At 57.9% G+C, this 1,329-nt stretch carries 3 protein-coding genes; 2 read left to right on the plus strand and 1 reads right to left on the minus strand.

Annotation, left to right across the window (positions count from 1 at the left end):
* On the plus strand, window positions 1-246 hold a 246-nt coding region (locus tag B5F87_RS20485), incomplete at its 5' end, for a type II toxin-antitoxin system RelB/DinJ family antitoxin (protein WP_087284535.1).
* Entirely contained in the window at window positions 243-533 is a 291-nt protein-coding gene (locus B5F87_RS20490; protein ID WP_027642579.1) for a type II toxin-antitoxin system YafQ family toxin, read from the plus strand. The genes B5F87_RS20485 and B5F87_RS20490, both read left to right, overlap by 4 nt.
* A 107-nt stretch (window positions 534-640) precedes the next feature.
* Here B5F87_RS20490 and B5F87_RS20495 read toward each other — a convergent pair whose 3' ends face one another.
* Complete coding sequence (locus B5F87_RS20495; protein ID WP_275532346.1) at window positions 641-1,213, minus strand: hypothetical protein; 573 nt, start codon at window positions 1,211-1,213, stop codon at window positions 641-643.
* Window positions 1,214-1,329: the final 116 nt, after the last annotated feature.

Raw genomic sequence — 1,329 nt, forward strand, 5'->3', positions numbered from 1 at the left:
ATGGACGCGGATTTGAAGGCACAGGCCGACGCCCTGTTTGCGGAACTCGGCATGAATTTATCCACGGCGTTCAACATCTTCGTGCGCCAGTCGCTTCGTGAGGGCGGCATTCCCTTTGAAGTGAAGCTGGAACAGCCCAACAAAGAAACGATTGCTGCCATGCTGGAAGCGGAAAGGATTGCAAAAGACCCGTCTGTAAAGGGCTTCAATGACCTTGACGAGTTGTTTGCCGACCTGAAAAAATGAGGAAAACAAAGTACACCGTCAAGTACACAACCGGCTTTAAGAAGGACTACAAACGGGCGATCAAGCGCGGCCTGAAGATTGAATTGCTGGAGCAGGTCGTGGCGCTGCTGGCGATGGGTGAACCGCTGCCGGAGAAAAACCGCGATCACGATCTGTCCGGCGATTGGGTGGGCCATCGGGAATGTCACATTCTTCCGGACTGGCTGCTCATTTACCGTATCGAGGATGATGTGCTGGTTCTGACGCTTGCCCGCACCGGGTCGCACAGCGACTTGTTCGGCAAATAAACCGTCTGCCGCCGTATGGGTGAAACCTGTACGGCGGTTTTTCTGTGTGTAAAAGGGTGTCGTGAAACGCGACGCACCTCAAAGGGGTCGCCAAAACGCCGTACCCTTTACCGTTCCGGCTCCCGGTCGCGGGGCTTATCCCGTCCCTGGCGGGCCAGTTGGTCGGCGGCCTTGCGGAGCCGTTCAACGGCTTTCAGTTCCTCCCGCATAGCCTTCATGTCGATGGTGTCCACCTGCTTCTGGGCGGTCAGCAGGTCGATCTCGCGCTGCCATGCTTTGGGGGTGATTTCCTCGCCGCTGTCCTTCAGTTCCTTCAGATACCGGGCCGCCGCGTCATAGAGGATCAGTTCCCGGCTGTGGCGCTGCTCGAACAGTTCCCGCTTCTCCGGCTTTACCCTGGCAAGCTGCTTGTGGACAGTCTTATACTCGTTGTACTGCGCCCACATCTCCCCGCGCTCGGTGAGGACAGCGATCCGGCGCTCAGCCTTGACGATCTCTCGCCGCAGGTCATAGTAACGGGTGTTCATATCTGCGATTTTTTCATGGAGCTGCTGCATGGATTGGATGCCGTTTGCCTGCAAAAAGCTGAACAGGGCGGCGCTCTCCTGCAAAGCCCGGATTTTGCCGGTGCGGGTGTCGGGCCGCTTGAGCTGCTGCTGGGCCTCCCACAAGTCAATCATGCTGGGCTGCTGGCCCTCCGGCTTCTCGGCCTCGGCCTTCGACCAGTTGTAGAGGCGGGTAATGCGGGCCTTGATTTCTTTCAGCAGCTTGTTGTCGGCGGCGATCTGCCGGTTGA

It is taken from the genome of Eubacterium sp. An3 (assembly GCF_002159465.1).
Lineage (GTDB): Bacteria > Bacillota > Clostridia > Lachnospirales > Lachnospiraceae > Anaerobutyricum > Anaerobutyricum stercoris.